The sequence below is a fragment of the Fluviicola taffensis DSM 16823 genome, assembly GCF_000194605.1.
GTDB classification, from domain to species: Bacteria; Bacteroidota; Bacteroidia; order Flavobacteriales_D; family Crocinitomicaceae; genus Fluviicola; species Fluviicola taffensis.
This window is the reverse complement of sequence record NC_015321.1, coordinates 224,797-241,748: the sequence shown is the minus strand read 5'-3', so window position 1 is coordinate 241,748 and position 16,952 is coordinate 224,797. Positions and strand designations below refer to the sequence as shown.

15 protein-coding genes are annotated in these 16,952 nt (G+C 35.2%); 3 read left to right on the top strand and 12 right to left on the bottom strand.

Annotation, left to right across the window (positions count from 1 at the left end; translation table 11 throughout):
- Entirely contained in the window at positions 1-894 is an 894-nt protein-coding gene (locus tag FLUTA_RS01150) for a Ppx/GppA phosphatase family protein (RefSeq protein WP_013685014.1), read from the top strand.
- Positions 895-1,008: 114 nt separating this feature from the next.
- Positions 1,009-2,178 carry a sigma-54-dependent transcriptional regulator gene (locus FLUTA_RS01145; protein WP_013685013.1) on the top strand — a complete coding sequence of 390 codons (1,170 nt, stop codon included), beginning with the start codon at positions 1,009-1,011 and terminating at the stop codon, positions 2,176-2,178.
- Between the two features lie 4 nt (positions 2,179-2,182).
- On the opposite strand, the gene FLUTA_RS01140 is transcribed toward FLUTA_RS01145, so the two are convergent.
- Genes FLUTA_RS01140 through FLUTA_RS20405 form a run of 4 tightly spaced genes read right to left on the bottom strand, consistent with a single transcriptional unit; the run spans position 2,183 to position 5,580 of the window.
- Complete coding sequence (locus FLUTA_RS01140) at positions 2,183-2,623, bottom strand: hypothetical protein (RefSeq protein ID WP_013685012.1); 441 nt, start codon at positions 2,621-2,623, stop codon at positions 2,183-2,185.
- A gap of 15 nt (positions 2,624-2,638) precedes the next feature.
- On the bottom strand, positions 2,639-3,595 hold the full coding sequence (locus FLUTA_RS01135) for a hypothetical protein (protein ID WP_013685011.1): 957 nt from the start codon (positions 3,593-3,595) through the stop codon (positions 2,639-2,641).
- 3 nt (positions 3,596-3,598) lie between these two features.
- Positions 3,599-4,612: a hypothetical protein gene (locus tag FLUTA_RS01130; protein ID WP_013685010.1), complete on the bottom strand. Its 1,014-nt coding sequence runs from the start codon at positions 4,610-4,612 to the stop codon at positions 3,599-3,601.
- Positions 4,609-5,580, bottom strand: coding sequence for a hypothetical protein (locus tag FLUTA_RS20405; protein WP_013685009.1), 972 nt, complete (start codon positions 5,578-5,580; stop codon positions 4,609-4,611). The genes FLUTA_RS01130 and FLUTA_RS20405 overlap by 4 nt, the downstream gene beginning before the upstream one ends.
- A gap of 185 nt (positions 5,581-5,765) precedes the next feature.
- On the opposite strand from FLUTA_RS20405, the gene FLUTA_RS20400 reads away from it, so the two are divergent.
- The gene (locus tag FLUTA_RS20400; RefSeq protein WP_013685008.1) at positions 5,766-8,777 is read left to right on the top strand and encodes a glycosyltransferase family protein; all 3,012 of its coding nucleotides are present in this window, start codon (positions 5,766-5,768) and stop codon (positions 8,775-8,777) included.
- 20 nt (positions 8,778-8,797) lie between these two features.
- Here the strand turns inward: FLUTA_RS20400 and pseI are convergent, their stop codons facing one another.
- Genes pseI through pseB form a run of 8 tightly spaced genes read right to left on the bottom strand, consistent with a single transcriptional unit; the run spans position 8,798 to position 16,771 of the window.
- On the bottom strand, positions 8,798-9,835 hold the full coding sequence (pseI, locus tag FLUTA_RS01110) for a pseudaminic acid synthase (RefSeq protein ID WP_013685007.1): 1,038 nt from the start codon (positions 9,833-9,835) through the stop codon (positions 8,798-8,800).
- Complete coding sequence (locus tag FLUTA_RS01105; protein ID WP_013685006.1) at positions 9,832-10,506, bottom strand: HAD family hydrolase; 675 nt, start codon at positions 10,504-10,506, stop codon at positions 9,832-9,834. The genes pseI and FLUTA_RS01105 overlap by 4 nt, the downstream gene beginning before the upstream one ends.
- Positions 10,503-12,404 carry an NAD-dependent epimerase/dehydratase family protein gene (locus FLUTA_RS21085; protein WP_013685005.1) on the bottom strand — a complete coding sequence of 634 codons (1,902 nt, stop codon included), beginning with the start codon at positions 12,402-12,404 and terminating at the stop codon, positions 10,503-10,505. The genes FLUTA_RS01105 and FLUTA_RS21085 overlap by 4 nt, the downstream gene beginning before the upstream one ends.
- Positions 12,394-12,966, bottom strand: coding sequence for a GNAT family N-acetyltransferase (locus FLUTA_RS01095; RefSeq protein ID WP_013685004.1), 573 nt, complete (start codon positions 12,964-12,966; stop codon positions 12,394-12,396). The genes FLUTA_RS21085 and FLUTA_RS01095 overlap by 11 nt, the downstream gene beginning before the upstream one ends.
- Entirely contained in the window at positions 12,963-13,859 is an 897-nt protein-coding gene (locus FLUTA_RS01090; protein WP_013685003.1) for a class I SAM-dependent methyltransferase, read from the bottom strand. The genes FLUTA_RS01095 and FLUTA_RS01090 overlap by 4 nt, the downstream gene beginning before the upstream one ends.
- A 3-nt stretch (positions 13,860-13,862) precedes the next feature.
- Entirely contained in the window at positions 13,863-14,549 is a 687-nt protein-coding gene (pseF, locus tag FLUTA_RS01085) for a pseudaminic acid cytidylyltransferase (protein WP_013685002.1), read from the bottom strand.
- 18 nt (positions 14,550-14,567) lie between these two features.
- Entirely contained in the window at positions 14,568-15,764 is a 1,197-nt protein-coding gene (gene pseC, locus FLUTA_RS01080; protein WP_013685001.1) for a UDP-4-amino-4,6-dideoxy-N-acetyl-beta-L-altrosamine transaminase, read from the bottom strand.
- The gene (gene pseB / locus FLUTA_RS01075) at positions 15,761-16,771 is read right to left on the bottom strand and encodes a UDP-N-acetylglucosamine 4,6-dehydratase (inverting) (protein WP_013685000.1); all 1,011 of its coding nucleotides are present in this window, start codon (positions 16,769-16,771) and stop codon (positions 15,761-15,763) included. The genes pseC and pseB overlap by 4 nt, the downstream gene beginning before the upstream one ends.
- Positions 16,772-16,952 lie beyond the last annotated feature (181 nt).

The window sequence follows — 16,952 nt, the reverse complement described above, 5'->3', positions numbered from 1 at the left end:
ATGCGGGCAGCTGTTATAGATTTAGGAACAAATACATTCAATTTGCTTGTAGCAGATGTGCATGCTGACGATTTTGATATCGTTCATAATTCCAAAGAAGGTGTTGCATTAGGAATGGGCGGAATCAATGAAGGAACCATTTCTGATGAAGCGATGCAACGAGCATTTCACGCATTTGAGAAGTTTAAGAAAATCTGCGATGATTTAACTGTTTCAAAAATTATTGGAGTAGGAACTTCGGCTGTAAGAGATGCGGATAACAATTCGTATTTTATTCGAGAAATCAAAAAACGGTTCGATATTGATATTGAAATCGTTGATGGATTGGAAGAAGCTATGCTGATTTATCAAGGCGTTAGTTGGTCTTATCAATTCGAGCAGACTTCTTTGATTATGGATATTGGAGGTGGAAGCACGGAATTTATTCGAGTCGAAAATGAGAAAGACCTGCAATTTTTCAGCGCGAATATTGGTGTTTCGAGAGCCATTCAACTTTTTGAATTGGGAGATCCATTAACAGCGCTAAATCAACAAGAATTACTTGAGTGGTTTGAGTTGAATTCAAAAGAAATGAATCACTTTGCACCCTGTGAGGTATTAGTCGGAGCTTCTGGTAGTTTTGAAACCTTTTACGAAATGGTACATGAAGAAGAATTTCCAAAAGGGTTGGCAAATATTCGTCTTTCAAGAGAAGATTTAATTGGAACCTTAAATTGGATTATTGAATCAACGTTTGAAGAAAGAGAAAATCACCCATTCATTATTCCAATCCGACGAAAAATGGCACCAATTGCAGCTTTGAAAACCAAATGGGTTGTCGAAAAGTTTGATATAAAAGAAATCGTTATTTCACCGTGCTCATTGAAAGAAGGGGTTTTAAGAAGATTCTTCTGAGGAAAGGGAGACGATGCTTCGCGTCCGTATCTTTGAATTTACATTTCGATAATTATCTGAATGGCATTCGTGTTTTGGCATTAAATACCTATTTTCGTTGACCAATCAAAAAACATGGCAAAGATTTTAATCATTGATGATGAACGCGCTATTCGTAGAGCTCTACGCGAAATTTTAGAATTTGAAGATTTCCAAGTAGAAGAAGCTGAAAATGGAGTAGAAGGAGTTGAAAAAGCAAAAAACACGCTTTACGACATTATTTTCTGTGATATCAAAATGCCTCAAATGGATGGAATGGAAGTTCTTGAGACATTAATTAGTCAAAAGAATGAGGCTCCAATTATCATGATTTCTGGCCATGGAAATATTGAAACAGCAGTTGAAGCAATCAAAAAAGGAGCTTTCGATTTCATTGAAAAACCACTTGATTTAAACCGTATTTTGGTAACCATTCGCAATGCGAAAGACCGCGTTGTATTGGTGGAAGAAACGAAACAGTTGAAAACAACTGTGCGAAAATTCAAAGGCTCATCCATTATTGGTGAAACCGATGGAATTATCAAAATCAAGGAGATGATTGAAAAAGTCGCTCCATCGGATGCTAGAGTATTGATTACTGGAGCAAATGGTTCTGGAAAAGAATTGGTTGCTCGTTCTCTTCACGATTTATCGAATAGAAGAAAAATGCCCTTTATTGAAGTGAATTGTGCGGCAATACCAACGGAGTTGATTGAAAGTGAATTATTCGGACATGAAAGAGGCGCTTTTACTTCTGCGGTGAAGGATAAAAAAGGAAAGTTCGAATTGGCTTCTGGGGGAACACTTTTCTTGGATGAAATTGGAGATATGAGCGCTTCTGCTCAAGCAAAAGTATTGAGAGCCTTACAGGAAAATGTGATACAACGAGTTGGAAGTGAGCGGGACATTAAAATTGATGCACGCGTAGTTGCAGCTACCAATAAAGATTTGAGAAAAGAAATCGAAGAAGGAAGGTTCAGAGAAGATTTGTATCACCGGTTGGCTGTAATTTTAATCCATGTTCCGTCATTGAATGAGCGTAGAGATGATATCCCCATGTTAGCGGATCATTTTTTGACCTTGGTTTGCAGCGATCACGGAGTTTCTAAAAAAGAATTTTCTGACGATGCATTGATTGAGTTACAGCAAATTGATTGGTCGGGAAATATTCGAGAATTGCGAAATATTGTAGAACGATTAGTCATTCTTTGTGGCTCAAAAATCACAGGTGAGGATGTGAAAATGTTTGCAAATCCGAAAAAATAAGGTGTTATTTCGCTGGTTTACTCGTTGCCTTCATTAAAGCATAAGTAAATTCGCAACCCCTTCGTTTTTTTAGCGCATTCAATAATTTTTGTATGACATCTTCTTCAGATTCGTTGGTGTAAACAGCGCTGTACTTTGAATTTAAACGTTCGGAACATTTTTTTAGCTCTATTCCCAATTCATCAATAGCATGCATATCTGCCACTCCTGATTTGGGGTCTTTCACAAAAACTGCATTCATAGCTGCTTGAACATTTGTACCTTCTTTTTCAGAAGTAATCATTGCCTGTCGCATTTCTTTCGAAATTTTGGATGTATGAGGGCTTGCACATTCACACATATCTTGAGCCAAAGCATCATAATCGGCATCATTTGCTTCGATATTGGAGCAAGATGAGTTGATAATCAAACAACTGAGTAAACCAAAAACGAGTATCTTTCGCATGTTTTTTCTTTAAAACTAGTCAAAATTTGGAATTTTTGGAATTTCAATTCCTCCCCATTCAAGGACATCAAATCCTTCTCGATTGAGTGGTTTAAGAATCTGACTTTTAATTAACGGAATCTGTGATGTATTCAAATCAAAGGTTGTCCAAATTAGATAAACGCGATTCACATGTGCTGGTTTTGGGTGAATATCCAATGTAGCGAATTGATTACATGATTCATTGATAAGGAATTGTGCTAAAACTAATTTATGTTTAGCGAGTTGTGGTCCCCAAAATGTAATAAAATCTGTTTTCTCTTTATCGTTGAAACCTAATTCCGTCAAGTGTTTGTCTAAAGTTTCTATCAGGTTTTCTTTATACAGAAGTAAACAACCAATATTCCTGTCAAAAAAATTGAATTGTTGTTCTGATTCCCAAAATAAATAAGGATATGTTTTTTCGTCAATAGTTATTGAACCATCGGGATGTGCAACTCCCTTCCACTCATTGGAATATTGGGGATAACTAAATGTCAGGTTTCCTGCAGGCTTCAAATCGATAGAAAGTGCTAAATCTGTTTCGGGATAAAGATAAATGACTGGTTTTTTGACTGTACGTTTTTCGCTCATTATCTTAAATCGCAAAGAAATAATTGTTATTTCTCCTTTTTTTATGGAGATAGAATCTGTTTCAATTTCTTGAAAGTTGCTGTCGTAGAAAAATTGAAATATTGCTTTTTGAGACTTTCGAATAATTACAGCTTCATTTTTTTCGTTGAGCGGAATCGTTTCATCACTTCCGTTGATTCCAACACGTAATTTGCGAGATAGACTATAATCTGTGTCAAATTCGCAGATAATCTTTATCCGAGATCCTGTGTTACTAGGGTTTTTGTCTTTTTCATAATGAACAAAATAATCAGGTATCCATTCTGGTTTCCCCGCAAGAAGAGGCTCACTTAAAAGCAAAAATAAGATTAGAATACGCATAACTTATAAGTTTGATTGAATTTGAATTCCGCCCCATTCTACGAGGTAATTTCCAGTTCGATTCATTGGTTTGAGTGATTTCACTTTTAAATTCAGGGGCTGTTTGAATATTTGATCTGTTTCCTTGAAGATTAAGTAAATTCTATTTTGCTGAAAATTTGGAGAAACCTCCAATGACGCGATTGAATTAATGGCCTCATCTTGAAGCCAAATGAGTTGCACGTATTTCATTTTTTCGATCCTTGGTGCCCAATAAGTAATGAAATCTGTTTTTTCTTTGGCATTGAAACCTAAATTATCCAGCCTTCTGTCAAGATATGTAACAATTTCTTTTCCTGGAGTTTGGTCGGCATTCAACCAATCTAATTTCAGATTTTCGGCAGGAAGAGCTGCATCCCAAAACAGATAAGGATAATTTAATCCGTTTACTTGAATTGTTCCATTTGAAGAACTTGTGCCTTTCCACTCGTTTTCAGTAAAAGGATACGTAAATTGTATGTTCGCATCTGTTTTAATTTTTAGATTAAAGTTTTGTTCCGATTCACTATACAAGTAAATAACTGGTTTTTCAACCATGTGATTTCTAATGATAGTGGGAGGAATATGAGGGGAAAGAGATCTTCCTTGATACATTCCTTGGAAGTTAAGACCAACTTCGTAATAATGTCCTCCAGTTAGTTCGTGATTAAATAAAAGTTCTTCAAAATTGGAATTAATAAAGAATTGAAAGCGATGTGCATTTTTCGAAACGGTAAATTGAAACATCTTTTTTTTAGCGGAAACAGTAAAGCGCTTCGTTTCAAAAACTGTTTTCATTTGAATGATAGCAGGATGTTGGTCGAGCATCAACTGATTGTCGTAATCGTGAACAGTAAAAACTAGTTTAACACTGTCTTTGTGAATAGATTTCGAAATACTGTCTTTGATGATCCAAACTGAAGGAAGTGATTCTTTTGATTTAGAAAATCCGAAAACAGGAATCAATAAATAGGATAGAATAATAAAATGTCGTATCATAACTCAGGTGTTATTAGTTCAAAACCTCCCCATTCTAAGAGGTTGAATCCAGAGCGATCAAAAGAATTCAGATCTGTTGGACGAAGAAAAGGAGTAAGTGTTTCATTCCATTCCGAAAAACCGATGTACAACCGATTGATTGCTTCTGGTCTCGGCTCGCACTGAAGAGTTGCAAACTGATCGCAATCTTCTTGGGTGTAAAATTGAATAAAAACAGATTCGTATTGAGTCATTCTTGGTCCCCAATAGGTAATGAAATCCGTTTTCTCTGTTGAAGTTAAGCCTGCGTTTGACAATTGTTTTTCCAAGAAAGGAATCACTTCTTGTTTCGAAATGTGGTAACCGTTTGAGTGATTCTTTAGACTGAATATCTGTTTGGAATCCCAAAATAAATACGGATATGTTTGATTTTCAATCTCTATTTCACCAGTTGGATAAACAGTTCCTTTCCAAAAGTCTTTATAAGCTGGATAGGTGAATGAAAATTCCGTTTTTGGAGTGACCGCTAGTTTAAAATCGAGTTTAATAGGACTTTGGAAGTAAATGACTGGCTTATCGACTTCAATCACCATGTTTTCAGAATAAAAATTGACTTGCGCGTCATTGGTTGTTTGATTTGAAATATCAATGCTATCAGCAATTACTTCGTTGTAACCAGGGCCAGCCCAAAATTTAAAATTCGTTTTTCCACTTTTGACTTGGATTGTTTGTGTAAAGGTCGAATCCAAAAACAAGGTATCTGTTTTTTCATTGATTGAATAATAGATAATTGTTTGATAACCTTTTGGAGTATTGTAAAAATTATCACTAACGAAATGAAATGTAATGTTTGCTGTTCCATTTTTCAGTGAAGTATTTTTGGCGGTGTTGTAGATTTGAAAATTGGGGTAGGATTTAATCCGTTCTTCTGCAAAAGAATGGGATGAAAATACACCCATTAGAATAAATAGAATAATTTTTATGTTCATGATTGTAAGGGTTTATATTTTGAGATACACTTTCACCTCAAAAAAGTTCAAAGGAACGAAAAATTTGATTTTCGGAAGGAGAAGAATAAATTCAAGAACATTCAGTGATAAATTGCTTATAATTTCACGTAAAATAAACGTTGGAAGATTAAAGTTCTTATTTTTGGCTGGAACAATTTCAACTTATGGACATTAAAGGATTTTTTCAAAAAAACTGGACGTATTTAACGATAATCGCAATAGGACTAGTCGTTCTTGCCGTTTTTTTCAAACCCCAACTTGAAGGATATGGTGTAAAGCAACACGATATTAAGGAATGGAGAGGGATGAGTAACGAAACAGATATGTATCGTGATGAATCTGGAAAAGAGCCTATGTGGTCGAGTTCTGTGTTTGGAGGAATGCCAACAGAACAAATTTCGATGCGTTATCCAGGTAACTGGTTTAAAACAATTTTAGACAATTGCTTCAAGGTTTTTCCTGGCCCATACGGTTTGATTTTCTTGCATTTTCTGTCTTTCTTATTGTTTGCAAGACTTTTGAAGTTGAATCCTTGGGTTGGATTATTAGGAGCAATTGCTTTTAGCTTTGCCAGTTATGAGTTGATTGTCATACAAGCAGGACATGCGACAAAATCAGCAGCAGCAGCATTTTTACCAGCAATTCTCGGGGCATTTATTTATGCTTTTCGAACGAATCGAATATGGGGAATTGTCCTTTCCGGAATTTTCATGTCCTTTGAATTGGCTATGAATCACGTTCAGGTAACGTATTACTTCTTTTTCGTTTTATTGTTCATTGGAATCTATTTCTTCATTGAGGCTATTCAGAAAAAGGAACTGAAAAAATTTGGTATTACTTCTCTTGGAATTATTGGAATTTTCATTCTTTCTTTTGTAATCAATAGCGGAAATCTTCTTTTGACAAATGATTATGGTAAAAACAGTATTCGTGGAGGTAATGATGTAACGATTTCAGCGAATGGTTTACCTGCTAAGAATCAATCAGCTGGATTAGATCGTGATTATATTACTCAGTGGTCTTATGGAGTAGGAGAGACATTCACTTTACTTTCTCCGTATGTAAAGGGTGGTGCTTCTGAACAATTGGCTAATTCTCCCTTTGCTCAAAAAATCGAGAACAGTGATTTGTCACAAGATGAGATAAATAATGCCTTAAAAGGATATTCCTATTGGGGAACTCAGCCGATTACATCTGGTCCTGTTTATATTGGCGTAATTGTTTGTATGCTTGCCTTTTTAGGGTTGTTCTTTTTGAAGGATAAAATTAAATGGGCGCTTTTCGCTGTTACTATTTTGGCAATTATGTTGTCATGGGGGAAGAATTTCATGGGATTAACCAACTTCTTCATTGATCATATTCCAGCATATAATAAGTTTAGAGCCGTAACAATCATTTTAGTAATTGCAGAATTAACAATTCCTGTAATGGGAGTTTTGTTCCTCAATGAATTAATTAAGCAAAGAGCTGCAATTATCGCCCAGAGGCAAAAATTTTTGATTGTTTTGGGATCATTTGTAGTATTTTTAATTGTCGTAAAAATAGCTGGTTTAGGAGATGGATATTCGAATCCTGCTGAATCGAAACAATACGCTGGATTGACGGAGGTTTATACCAAGCAGGTGATGGAAATGGATCCGCAAATGGCAGCTCAGCAGTATCAGTTAGATTTAACGAACCCACAACAAGTACAACAATTTGTAGCTACACAAGTTGATGGTCAAATGAAATCATATGCAGATGTAAAAACGGCTCGAAAAGTCATTTTTCATTCAAGTATGAATCGTTCTATCTTATTTGCAATTTTTGCTGGAGGTTTATTCGTTGTTTTCCTTTTCTCCAAGAATGAAAAAACAGCAAATAGCATTTTAATAGCTGGATTAGTTATATTGACATTTGCGGATGTTGTTCCTGTAGCTTATAATTACTTAGGTGCTGTAGATAACATTTCAGGAAATGGTTATAAGTATTGGGAGGAATCTGAATTAACGACATATCCTGTATATTCGACCAAAGGTGACGAAGAAATCATGGCTTCAGAAATCCGTCAAAATCCTTCATTGGCTTCTGTCGTTTCTAATGGAGAAGCGAAAGGAAAACAAAAAGCGGAAGAACTGGGGTATGATGGAGCGGCGAGAGCTAATGTGATCAATTCATATCGTTTCCATGCGTTGAAAATGGCTACAAATTACCGCGTTCTTGATTTTTCTGGTGCTTTTTCGGATAGTAGAGCTTCGTATTTCCATAAATCATTGGGTGGATACCATGGTGCAAAATTGAGAAATATCAATAACCTTATTGAATTTCAAATTTCAAAAACAAACAATCGTGTACTCGATATGTTGAATGTGAAGTATTTCTTGCAAACATCTCAATCTGGATTAGATACTGCCATTTATAATCCAACTGCTTTAGGGAATGCTTGGTTGGTGAAAGACGTAAAAGTATTGACAACTGCCAATGATGAGATTAGAGCACTTGGAAACAAGTTCAAAATTGAGAATAAAGGAGCAGGAATTCTTTTAGTCAATCAATCAGCAGTGAAACAAGCAGAGGTTTATGGTGGAGAAAGTTTACAATACTTGGTTCCAGGAAGAAAAGATACAATTCCTGTTCAATTGGCTAGCGGACTTCCAGAAGGACAAGAAGCGATGTTTGTAATGGATGTGAGAGGAAACACAAACCTTGTTCCATTGATGACCTTAGAAGTTGATACAGCGAAATCATTTACATCGCTTGTACAGTTGAAAGTTGTAAGTTCTTTTAAACCTTCTAGTGAAGCAGTAATGCTAAGTGATTTTGCAAATAAATTGTCTAAAAAGAAGTTCTCGGCAGAAGGTACCATTAAATTAACGAGTTCTGTTCCGAATAAATTGACTTATCAGGCAACTGTAAAAGGCAATCAATTGGCAGTTTTCTCTGAAATTTATTATCCAATTGGATGGAAAGCTTTTGTGAATGGAAAAGAGACTGATATTTTAAAAGTAGATTATTTATTGAGAGGTTTGGAATTGAAAGATGGGGATAATAAGATTGAATTTGTATATGACTTACCAAAATACGGTACTTATACCATCTATGCTCGTATGGGTTCCATTCTATTAATTGGATTGTTCGGATTTTCAATTTATTATTCTTGGAAAAGAAGAAAGAAAATAGAAGTTGCTAAGAAATAGAAGGATATAAAAAAGGAGGATTATTCAAAATCCTCCTTTTTTATGCGGTCACCTAAATTCATATCATGCATGGCTTTTTTTCCGATTAGTTCAGGTAAGTATTTCGGATGAAGGCTAAATCCAGGGCGTACGGATCGAATATGCTCTGAAGTAACTACTTCACCTTGTTTAATATCTTTTGAGATGTATAACGAACGGCTGTGTGCTCGGCTTACCAATTGCTTTTCACTCAATTCAAAAGTAATAATACCCATCGCTTTTTCTGCATCCCTAATAGATTTCACCATTTCTGTAAATTCTGTTTCATTCATCGAAAAACTTGCATCTGGTCCGCCGATTGACCGGTCTAGAATAAAATGTTTCTCAATGACTTTTGCACCCAAACAAATTGACACCAATGCAACCGTTGAACCCATTGTATGATCGGATAAACCTGAAAGCACATTAAACTCCTTTGCTAAATAAGGGATCATGTTCATATTTGCTTCTTCAATTGGTGCTGGGTAACTAGAAGTGCATTTTAATAAGATAATCTGTTCATTTCCTGCTTTTTTGCAAGCTTCAACCGCTAGTTTAACATCTTCATAAGTAGCAATTCCTGTTGAAATGATAATTGGTTTTCCTTTGGATGCCGTATATTCGATCAATGGAATATCCGTAATTTCAAACGATGCAATTTTATAAGCAGGAACTTCTAATACTTCTAAAAAATCAACTGCAGTAGGATCAAAAGGAGAAGAAAAACAGATCAATCCTTCTTCTTTTGCCACATCAAATAATCGCTGATGCCACTCCCAAGGAGTAAATGCTTCTTGGTACAAATCATAGAGATATCTCCCTTCCCAGATAGTACCTTGAATCAAAAAATCTTCCTTTTTGCTATTTAATGTAATGGTATCAGCGGTATAAGTTTGAAATTTAATAGCATTTGCTCCTGCACGTTTCGCTGCCCGAATTGTTTCAATAGCAGTTTCTAAACTACCGTTATGATTAGCAGATAGTTCAGCAATGATAAAGCAAGGGTTTTCAGGACCTAATTCAAAATTTCCAATCTTCATAATGCTATTTTTTTTATAAATTCTTCTGTAATTTCATCCAAAGTATTCACTGTATATTGCCCATCAAACTCTGGTTCTGCTTTCATTGAATGGAATTCACCAGTTAGTACACGAATTGTTTTTGTGCCCATTTTATTGAGCGATACAAAATCTTTTTTAGGATTATCACCAATGTAAACCAACTCACTAGGAGTTTTATTCCCTTCCCAAGCAAGAATTTTCTCAAAACAAAAAGCAGATGGCTTGGAATATTGAATTCCGTATTGATAGGTTGGAATTGTTTTTACAAAGTGCTTTTTTAATTCAAGTGCATGGATTTTATTTCTTTGAACGTGCGTGTTTCCATCTGTTACTAGGTATTTTCTGTAGTTTGAAAACCGACTAAGAAAACGTTCTGCTTCTGGGTAAAGTGTCAGTTTTGGCTGATGTGACCTATAAATAGATAGACATTTTTTTCGATTGAAAGCAGTGTTGAGTTGATGCTCTTTTAACACAGCATCGAATACATTTCCTCTGCCATTTGTTTTCAATTCCTGAAACATAATCTCATAAGATATCTTTGGATCTAAGTCAAATGTTTGTTTTAAATAAGAACAAACAGCCCGAAATCCGCTGTAAACAAATTCGATTTCTGGATAAAGTGTGTCGTCTAAGTCTGTTACAATAATCATAAATACAGATCTGCAGGATATCGAACTTGTGTAACTGTTTTTTTGTCTGGAATAAATGGATATTTGTCAAGAGAAATGGATGAGCTTTCTAGGTAAGCCCAATAAAAACTATCTAATCCAGCTTTAATGGATAAGGTAGATGCTCCTCCGAATCTGGGATTGCATTCTATCACATGAATTTCTCCTTTGGAATCAATAATAGCTTGTAAAATAACATGTCCTGAAAGCTTCATAGAATTAATAATAGCAAGAAATGCTTTTTCTAAATCGTTATCCTGAACTGTTGTTGTAATTTGCGACTCACCATTTACGATCAATTCGCGTCTTCGCATAACAATTCCTTTTACTTTTCCACTTAAATCGATGTAGGCATCGACACTTAACTCAGTGCCTTGCATAAATGGTTGATAGATGGGGAATTCCAATTGCTTCGAATGATCCAGTGATTCTTGTTTATTCAGATTTATGCCAATTGAGTCTGAACCAGCTCCGTAGCGTTCTTTGACAACAAATTGAGTTGTATTCAATGAATCTATTTTTTCAAATGTTGGGATAATTCGAGATTGAATCGTTCCATTTTCATCATAGAAAGCTAATTTATCAATACATTTTCGAATAGCATCTTTCTCAGAAACCATTATGTGAATACCAGCCTCTTTGAATATTGATTTGTTTTCTGAGAAAAAGGTAAGTTCTCCGTCGCGGGAAGGAATGATTAAACGAATTTTTCGCGCTTTACACTCTTTAATGAATTCTTGAATATCAATTTGATTGATTAATGGAATTTTCCAAAAATCATCCGCGAAGTATTTTGCCAAACAAGTGTCAGAAGCATCTGCGGCAATAACTTGAATCGAAGGATGAATTTTATTTGCAGCTTTTTTTACTGCTTGAATCAGCCCGATCTTACGTGAAGCACTCGTAACCAAAATGTGCTCGTAGACTAATTCTTCAACTACCATTTTTTGTTGTTCAAAAGCAATGATTTCAGGAATAGTATCTTCTAAAGTACGCTCTGGAGACCAGTTGATATAATTTTTTAATAAGGTAATATCTGCTTCTGAGGCTTCAATCAGTTCGTCTGGTTTACGCACGTATTCTGCTTCCATTTGAGGGAAATGAGATTGAAGAATTTGAACTAAATCTCCCACTTGGCGAGCTCTTCCAGTACCTAAATTCACAATTCCTGTTTTATCAGAAAGAGCCAGTTTTAACAATCCTTTTGCTGTATCCTGTGCGTAGATGTAATCGAAAAACCCTTCTGGATTGTAAACGGTAATTTTTTGATTGTTCAGTAGATCTCGTACCCATCTTGAAATGATGTCTCGTGAGTTTTTACCATATCCACGGTAAATTCTTGCTGAAATATTGGTGAATTTATCAGATTTGAAAATAGCCAAAAAGTCCAGTTCTATTTCATGAGCCAATTTCGCCAATCCGGTTAGATTTCGCGGATTGATACTTGTTGATTCATTGAGTTTTACTGCTTTGTCTTGTGGAGTATTGAACTGATAATGAGCTTTGTCGTAGATTAAGTAACTAGATGCGTTCACGACTCTTTTCAATCCCGGAACATTTCGCATAAGTGTCATTAAATGATGGCTCAGTAAAATATTGTGATGGAAGTTTTCTTCCCAGTGTTCATAGGTTTCAGCTGAACGCTCAAATGTTGCTGCTAGATGAATGAAGTATTCTGGATTGAAATGATCCAATTCCTGTTGTGTAATGAAATTCAAATCTCCCTGACGGTAAGTGATTGTAGAAGGAAAATCAACAGGAATAGGTTTCAAATCACCTACCATGATAATTGCATCTTGTTGCTGAAGTAATTGTACCATTTCAGTACCAATGACACCAGCTCCACCACTTATAAAAACCCGTTTACCACTAAAATTCATAATCTTTGTTTAATATTCCATGTATTAACGAATCTACAAAGATACCATTAATACATACGTGAGACCTCATTCTGCCTTCAAGTATAAACCCACACGATTCCAAAATCCGAATATGTTTCTCTCGAATATCATATGTTTCTGTAAAGATTCGATTAAAACCAAGTTCTTTGAAAGTAATTTCTTTCATCAACTCAATGAAATGTTTGAAATCACGCTCGTAAATTTCAGGATCTCTAGTATGAACAGGATTCACAAGAAAAGATAATTCAACACGTTTGTCTTGCCAATGAATATTTGTCAAGCCGCCATAACCAATACATTCACCCAAGTGGAGAAAGCTAAAAAGCATAATGGAAGGTTGTTCTTTTTCGAAACTTGATTTTACAACTGATTGATAATAATTTGATTGGTCTTCATTACTGATCAATTTGGTTTGTCTTAATACATCAAGCTGTGCATTTCTCCAATCCTTGATTAAATAAATATCGCTTTCTCTCATCGGAGTTACCTGAAAGCCATTAAGCGAATAAGAAGTGTTATTCAAATAATTTGAGTAACTCATGGCTTGGTGAAATAAGCGGTTAATTGTCTTCCAGAACCTAAATTTGCAAATGCCTCGTATAGTTCGATTGTTTTTTGAATTGAGATGGAGCAATGTAGATTATCCAGCCACATGCGAGCCTGGTGACAATTCTTTCCTTTTTTTCCATCCTCAATGTAATTGCTATCGGGGTTGGCTAAAAAGTAATCTATTGGAAAATCGGATAGACATTTGTGGAATTTGAATTGATGATCTTCGCAAAGGGCTATTAATGATTCTTTCGAGAAATAATTTAAATGATCTGGTGTTTTTACCCAAAATTTCTTGGATATTTTCTGATCTGCCAAAAGGTTCTCTTGTAAAGCCGAAAAATCATTAGGAACTAAAATAATTAATAAACCACCAGTAGAAACTAATTTACGGAGTTGTTTCAAGACCAAAACAGGGTCAATGACATGTTCCAACACATTCAAAATTAAAATCACGTCGTATTGTTCTCCCTTTTCAATCAGTTCCTCAATGCGCATGTAAATATCTCCTTGTAGAACAAAAGATTCCATTGCAGGATTTTGTTTCTGTACACCGTCAAAGGAATAATCAATTCCGGTAACTTCCCAGCCTTGTTTGAAAAAGTAATTCATGGAAAAACCTTCACCGCAACCAACGTCTAGTAGTTTCCGTTTTGATTTTCTATCTGTTTTAAAAAAATCAGCGATAACTTCTGATTTTAAGTGGTTGGAATTGTCAAAAAACTGCAATTCATCTTTCGAATAAATAGCTTCATAAGCACCTTGGCTGGTTTGGAAATAAGTTTCAGCATAGTATTTTTCCAGTTCTTTCGGAGTTGGTTTTTCTGCAATTTCTAGGTAGCCATATTTGTTTTTGACAACTAAATCGGTTTTAGAAGTATTCATTTGCTAAGCTTTGAGTAGTTTATATTTCAATTCAGCTAATTTCCAGTCCGTTTCATTATCAATATCCTGAACAAAAAGCTCATCCAAAATAATGTAGCCTGTATTGTCTGTAAAAATTCCTTTTTGTTGAATTATAGGATCTATTTTCATCCAGTAAAATTGACCTGAATCGTAATAGGATTTTTCCAAGTCCTGTGATCTTGTAAAGCGATGTTCAGGATTTATGTATTCTAACTTTTCTTCTGAAACTTTTAATGCTCTTTGAATAGGAGTAGAATAGGAAACAATTGGATAAACCGAATAATAATGGTCTTCAATCAATGTATGGTACGCGACAGTCAAATCTTTTATCTGAAGCAATGGTGTACAAGGATAAATGCAACAAGTCTCTTCAAAAAATCGATTTAATTTTCGATATTCCAATATGACCTCTTCGATAACTTCAAAAGTTCCAGCAAAATCATTGCTATTTTCAAGGCTCCTCATAAAAGGAACGGATGCACCGTAATCTTTTGCAATGGAAGCTATTTCTTGGTCATCAGTCGATACCATAACTTCATCAAATAATCCAGACTCCAATGCATTTTCAATGGCATATGCAATCATTGGTCTTCCTAAAAAAGATTTGATATTTTTCCGAGGAATTCGTTTACTTCCTCCGCGAGCTGGTATTATTGCTAATCTTGCCACAATCCAATGAATTGATTTTTAATTCGTGTAAAATTCTTTGATACTTGAAATAACGGTTTTAATTTCATCCTCTTTTAAGCTTGGAAACATGGGGATACTAATACATCTGGAATAATAATTTTCAGCATGTGGTAAATCACCCTCTTTCCAACCTTGTTTTTTGTAATAAGGCATTAAATGAACGGGAATGTAATGAATTTGAGCATAAATTCCCTTTTTTCGTAAGAAATCATACAATCCTTTTCGATCTGTCACTTCCAAGATAAAAAGGTGGTATGCGTGTCCTTCAATCAATCCAGAGGAATGAATGATTCCTGGTGTTGAGTTCAAAGAATTGGTATATTTCTGAGCAATACTTCGACGTTTGGATAAATTTTGTTCAGCGCGCTTCAATTGAGAAATTCCAAGTGCTGCTTGAAAATCGGTAATTCGGTAATTATAACCCAATTCTTGCATTTCCATGTACCAAAGCGGAAATTCACCAGTTGAAACACTATTTCCAATGGCAAATTCAACAGAGTTTTCAAAGATATTTGCATTTCGAGTAATTCCGTGAGTGCGTAGTGTTAATAATCGCTGGTATAGGTTTTCATCATTGGTTGTAATCATTCCGCCTTCACCAGTTGCAATGTGTTTTACAGGGTGAAACGAGAATACGGATAATTCTGCAAAAAGACCATTTCCTGCAGTTTGTTGCTGATTGTTCTGATCTGTAAAAAATCCTCCTGGAGAATGACAAGCATCTTCGATAATCCAAAGTTGTTGTTCATCAGCGAATTTTCGAAAGGAATCTAATTGGGGAACTCGTCCTGCAAAATCAACGGGAATGATTCCCCTTATTTTTTTATCGGGGTTGTTTTTGATGACTGATTTAACCGATTCGAGATCCATTAAATAAGTTTCAGGATCGATATCTGCAAATAAAACTTGTCCTCCGCAGTATTTTACACAATTAATAGAAGCTGCAAAGGTAATGGGGGTACAAATGACATATTCATCCTCCTGAATTCCTAAAGCCATTACAGCTAGATGAAGAGCTGCTGTACCATTACTTACAGCAATAGCATATTTTGAACCAACATAAGTTGCAAATGCGATTTCGAATGCCGCTATTTGTGGTCCTTGGGTTAAAAAATCGGATTGTAAGGTTTCAATAACCGCTTGAATGTCATCTTGAGTTATTTCCTGTCTTCCATATGGAATGATTTTACTCATAGTTCAAATGTCGGATCAACGTGTTCTTTAATCAAATTTCTAAGGCTATCGATTGTTTCCCATTGGGAATTTTTATCGGAAGTATAAGAAAAACCTTCTTCAACTTTGGTGGCATCAAATTGCTGTATAAAATCCGTTATTTTCCAATTAGGTGTTTGCGGAATTATGGCATAGTATTTTCCCAAATCGTAAGTGAAAAATGAATCGGAAGAAGTAATCATTTCTTCGTGAATTTTTTCTCCAGGTCTTATTCCAACTACAGGTTTTTCACAATCAGGCCCGATTGCTTCTGCGACATCTAAAATGCGATAAGATGGAATTTTAGGAACGAAAATTTCTCCTCCCCAAGCTGTTTGAAGTGCATGCATGACCATATCTACTCCACCTTGCAGGGATATATTGAAACGTGTCATACTTTCAACCGTTATTGGTAAAGTATTGTCTGCTTTTTTTCTTTTCAGAAAGAATGGAATCACGGAACCATTTGAACCCATGACGTTTCCATAACGCACTACCGAAAATTTGACATCTTTTTTACCACGGATATTATTAGCTGCCACAAATAATTTATCAGAAGTCAATTTGGTAGCACCGTATAAATTGATAGGTGCGCATGCTTTGTCTGTAGATAGTGCAACCACATGAGAAACGTTGGTTTTTAATGCTGCTTTAATAACATTTTCTGCGCCACCAACATTCGTTTTCACACATTCATCTGGATTGTATTCAGCAATATGTACATGTTTCATTGCTGCAGCGTGAATTACGTAGTCAATGTCTGAAAAAGCCCTTTCAAGTCTTTCCATATCACGTACATCACCAATGAAGTAGCGAATTTGAGGGAAAATTCTAGCTGGAAAATCTTGTTCCATTTCGAATTGTTTTTGCTCATCCCTCGAAAAGATTACTAAACGCTTGATTTTTGGGTATTGGGTTAAGATATGCTTAGTAAGTGCTTTACCTAGTGAGCCAGTTCCTCCAGTAATAAGGATTGATTTGTTTTCCACTTGTATTGTTTTGAAATTTAAAAATACCAAAAGAAATGAAGAGTCAAGCTATCAAATTCTTACCAAATCAGTTATTCATCTATTTAAACTCTTGATACCTGCTTTAGATATTCAAAAAAGAGAGCGTCTACTTGGAATAATTGTTTCGTAATTTTATTGATGAAGCCATCTTCATTTTAAA